This window comes from Candidatus Saccharimonadales bacterium, from assembly GCA_036397795.1.
Taxonomy (GTDB): Bacteria; Patescibacteriota; Saccharimonadia; order Saccharimonadales; family DASWIF01; genus DASWIF01.
This window is the reverse complement of the sequence record DASWIF010000039.1, coordinates 1-3,823: the sequence shown is the minus strand read 5'-3', so window position 1 is coordinate 3,823 and position 3,823 is coordinate 1. Positions and strand designations below refer to the sequence as shown.

The 3,823-nt window shown below is 48.2% G+C and carries 7 protein-coding genes; 4 read left to right on the top strand and 3 right to left on the bottom strand.

The window, feature by feature from the left end; translation table 11 throughout:
• Positions 1-90: 90 nt before the first annotated feature.
• Positions 91-450: a DUF1801 domain-containing protein gene (locus VGA08_02440; GenBank protein ID HEX9679456.1), complete on the top strand. Its 360-nt coding sequence runs from the start codon at positions 91-93 to the stop codon at positions 448-450.
• Here VGA08_02440 and VGA08_02435 read toward each other — a convergent pair whose 3' ends face one another.
• Positions 451-684, bottom strand: coding sequence for a hypothetical protein (locus VGA08_02435; protein HEX9679455.1), 234 nt, complete (start codon positions 682-684; stop codon positions 451-453).
• Positions 685-1,037: 353 nt separating this feature from the next.
• Between VGA08_02435 and VGA08_02430 the strand changes: the two genes are divergently transcribed.
• On the top strand, positions 1,038-2,228 hold the full coding sequence (locus VGA08_02430) for a polysaccharide deacetylase family protein (GenBank protein ID HEX9679454.1): 1,191 nt from the start codon (positions 1,038-1,040) through the stop codon (positions 2,226-2,228).
• A gap of 98 nt (positions 2,229-2,326) precedes the next feature.
• Here the strand turns inward: VGA08_02430 and VGA08_02425 are convergent, their stop codons facing one another.
• Complete coding sequence (locus tag VGA08_02425) at positions 2,327-2,551, bottom strand: hypothetical protein (GenBank protein HEX9679453.1); 225 nt, start codon at positions 2,549-2,551, stop codon at positions 2,327-2,329.
• Positions 2,552-2,631: 80 nt separating this feature from the next.
• Here VGA08_02425 and VGA08_02420 point away from each other — a divergent pair, with 80 nt between their 5' ends.
• Positions 2,632-2,907: a DUF1905 domain-containing protein gene (locus tag VGA08_02420; protein HEX9679452.1), complete on the top strand. Its 276-nt coding sequence runs from the start codon at positions 2,632-2,634 to the stop codon at positions 2,905-2,907.
• Positions 2,908-2,998: 91 nt separating this feature from the next.
• Positions 2,999-3,394 (top strand): VOC family protein, encoded by a 396-nt coding sequence (locus tag VGA08_02415; protein HEX9679451.1) that lies wholly within the window; start codon positions 2,999-3,001, stop codon positions 3,392-3,394.
• A gap of 49 nt (positions 3,395-3,443) precedes the next feature.
• Here the strand turns inward: VGA08_02415 and VGA08_02410 are convergent.
• The coding region (locus tag VGA08_02410; GenBank protein HEX9679450.1) for a hypothetical protein at positions 3,444-3,823 on the bottom strand (380 nt) is incomplete at its 5' end.

Here is a 3,823-nt window from a genome sequence, read left to right as displayed (position 1 = left end):
ATGCTAAGCTCCAGCCCGGCCAGCGGACCACCGATGACGAACAACGTGAGGTTATAAAATCAGCAGGTTAGCTAAGCCAAAGGAGTAATCATGGCAGTTATGAAAAAGTACAGCTCGATTCCGGAATATCTGGCAGATCTTGACTCGGCTACCCAAACCAAGCTCAAAAGCCTGATGCAGATCATCCGTGAGGAGGCGCCGCAGGCCGAACAAACTTTTGCCTACGGCATTCCAACTTACAAATTAAACGACAAAAACTTATTGCATTTTGCCGCTTATAAAACCCATATCGGCTTTTATCCCGGCTCGAGCGCAGTAGCCGAGTTCAAGCCAGAGCTTAAGAGCTTTAGCACCTCAAAGGGTACGATCCAGTTCCCGCTAGATCAAGCTTTGCCCGCTAACTTAATCCGTAAAATTACTAGATTCTGCGTTCAAAGCCGACAACAATAATCAACCATTATTCACGATTATGTCGACTTCGGCGTAAAGCTCCGATAGCGCCAGTCTCGCAATCTCAGCCGAGCAATTAGCTTGGCTAAACCGTTCCTCTAACAAAGGAATTTGGCTTCGGTTTTCGTATGGATTAGTTTGTGCCCGATGCAACTCAATACCCGCTCTAGCTGAGTGGTCCACCAATTCTTGATAATTTGCCGCTAGCATAAACTTATTGGCTGTTTCTTCCATTTCTCTTCGTGCAGCGGGGTAATCATATTAATACTAAAACTCAATTTATCTTAACTTTCAAGTTTTTTTAGCCTCACGCGGTGACAGCTTTGGCGATTTTGACAGCATTAACAATAAATTATTTTACTAAAGTTACACCGGCAAAACTAACACTCAGGTTATAGACAATTCATAAATTTTATTGTATAGTGAAACTAATCATTAGAAGTGAAGTTATACAGGCAGTGAAGCGTTTTATGTTGTCGGCCGTATCTATAACAATGTTGGTCGCACTAATACTCCCGTTATACCTTGTTGCCGGACAAACGTTACCGAGCCAGCGAGCGGTTTCATATGCCCAACCGGCAGACCCGTTGCCGGAGGCGCACCAGCACGATGATTCGATTCCTGTCACCCAACCTCTGGCCGAGCCGCAGTCTGGCCCTAAGGCCGAGGGAAGCAATAGCCAGCCGGTAGTATATTTTGGCATTGACGACGGCCCCAGCTGCACTGATAACGTTACCTGGGGCATGCTCGATCTATTTGCCGAACACGGAGCCCTGGCTACTTGGTTTGTCACCGGCTACGGTGTCAGTTGCGATCCGGCCGCCCTGCGAAGCATCTATGCTAGTGGCCACGCCATTGGCAACCATACTTATAACCATGAAAGATTGACCGATCTAAGCGATAGTCAGCGGCTGGCTACCTTCGATCGTCTGCAAGACGTTGTGACTAGTAGTGGCGGCCCAATAATGACCTGCTATCGCCCGCCTTATGGCTCAACTAGCGACTCCGTGCGGGCTTCGGCCGCTAAACGGGGCATGATCGAATGGAAATGGAATGTCGATCCGCGGGACTGGTCTGATCCGGGCGTAAATCATATTATCAATATTTTTAATACGCTTGAGGACGGCGATGTCGTGGTTATCCATGATGGTAATAGCAACCGACAAACTCTTGATGCTTTGAGGTCTTGGCTGCCAGCTAACGCCGATAAGTTTGACTTCAAACCGCTTCCGGGTTGCGCGGTTGCCACCGACCCTGTCGTTTGCCAGGGCCTGCCGGCCACTATCGTTGGCACCAAACATGACGACACTATCCACGGTACTCCCAAAGCCGACGTGATATGGGCCGGTCCGGGCAACGACGTTGTCAAGGGTGGCGGCGGAGCCGACGTGATTTGCGGTGGCGGTGGTGACGATGAACTCTGGGGTGGTGAGGGCCAGGACACTATCTTGGGAGGTGGTGGCAATGACACCATGCACGGCGGCCGCGGGCGCGACCATCTCTACGGTGGCGAGGGCAACGACTTTATCTATGGCAGCAAAGGTGATGACTTCCTCAAGGGCGGTAATGGGGCGGATATGCTCTGGGGCGGTATGGGTCAGGACATCTTGCATGGCAACGACGGAAACGACACTTTAAGGGGCGGCAAGCACGACGATGTTATATATGGCGGGCCGTCAGACGATCTATTATACGGCAACGAAGGGTACGACAACTGTCGCGGCGGCTCGGGTGTTAACACCGGTTATCTCTGCGAAGAAACCGAGTCGATTTTCTAGACTATATAAGCACTGGCAGAAGTTCTTAGTGCGGTTTCCTTAGTCAAGTAGATTTTGTCATGCCGAAGTGAACCGATCTTACAGAGGGTTTTGCATTTTTAGCTCCGGGAATCTAAGAGCGGTTCATGGCGGTCAGTTTCTGGATTGTCAACGTAATACTGCATCAATCCCCTGTCATCTATGTCGGCTTCCACTGCGCCTGTTCTATTCACGACCCTACCGACAACTGCCGGATCAAACATCCAGTGGAGAATATTCTCGCCAATTCTCTTGGCTCGCTCCCTAAAATTTTTTGGCTCTTGGTCTAATGGATTTCTTTCCATATCTTAAAGCATACAGCCTGAAAGTTCTTAATCTTCAATTCTGCGCAGATTCTACAAAAGTGTTGTGCTAGTATTCAGTTGTGACTGAAGAATTGACTAAAAAATTCACGGCTAAACTGCAAAAGAACCCCGGCACGGGTGGCTGGACCTGTGTCATTTGGCCGGAATCGACCAAGTTTTTTAAAACCAAGGGTTTGGTCAAGGTCAGCGGCACCATAGACGGCCATCCCTTTAAAAGCTCATTCATGGCTCTGGGCGACGGCCGTCATATGCTGCCGGTCAAGGCGGAGATTCGAGCTGTAATCAATAAACAAGTCGGCGACACCGTCACTGTTAACTTGCAAAAACGCCATTAAAACACCTACTATCGAAAATTATTAAGCTCCAGTTTCTTTAGAAGCGCGCAGAAATCAGAGCGTATAATCATAATGTAACTAGGAGGTTTTTATGAGCAACAACCCGGTCGTGCACTTTGAGATGCCTTATAAGGATCCAAAACGAGTATCCGAGTTTTATCAAAAAGTATTTGGGTGGAAGATGGTTGACGCTGGTGAGCAAATGGGCCACTACCTTTTGGCTGAGACGGCCGAAACCGATGACAAACAAATGGTCAAAACACCAGGCACCATCAACGGTGGGTTTTACGAATTAAAGCAATCACCCCAGTCAAAGGAGCCATCAGTCGTGATTTCTGTGCCAGACATGAAAACAGCTATAGAAAACGTCAAGGCCGCCGATGGCGAGATGCTCGGTGAGCCCACTAACATACCGGGTATAGGTCTATGGGTTTCTTTCAAAGACTCCGAAGGCAACCGGGTCAGTATTTTACAAGCCAGTAACTAGACGCTAGCGTCCTTAGAAAATTCTTAAGTTTCAGATCCCGCGGCTGAGTTTATTCACCTAATATACGGTATGAATCTTTGTCGCTTCTATGCGCAAAACCATCGCCCGCAAATTCAGTCTCCCAGTCACCCTTAGCGTCATAGGCATAGTAGGTTTTGCCTGCATGGACGAGTGTATAATAGTGGCGGCGGATAGGAAATATAGTATGCCCCTTGGGGGGATTGTCAAATAAGCCGTTTATGAATTCTTCCAGGTATCCCTTGATGACGCCAGGCGGTTGATCGGAGGGCAAGTCTACTCTAACTAAATGTCTAGATAGATATCCGCTCTGTCCATCCATAGATTCAAACATCATGAACGATTGATCAGGGTGTTCTTCAGTATATTTCTCCAAATATGCTACATTTTCTGCATCCGGATTACGAGATA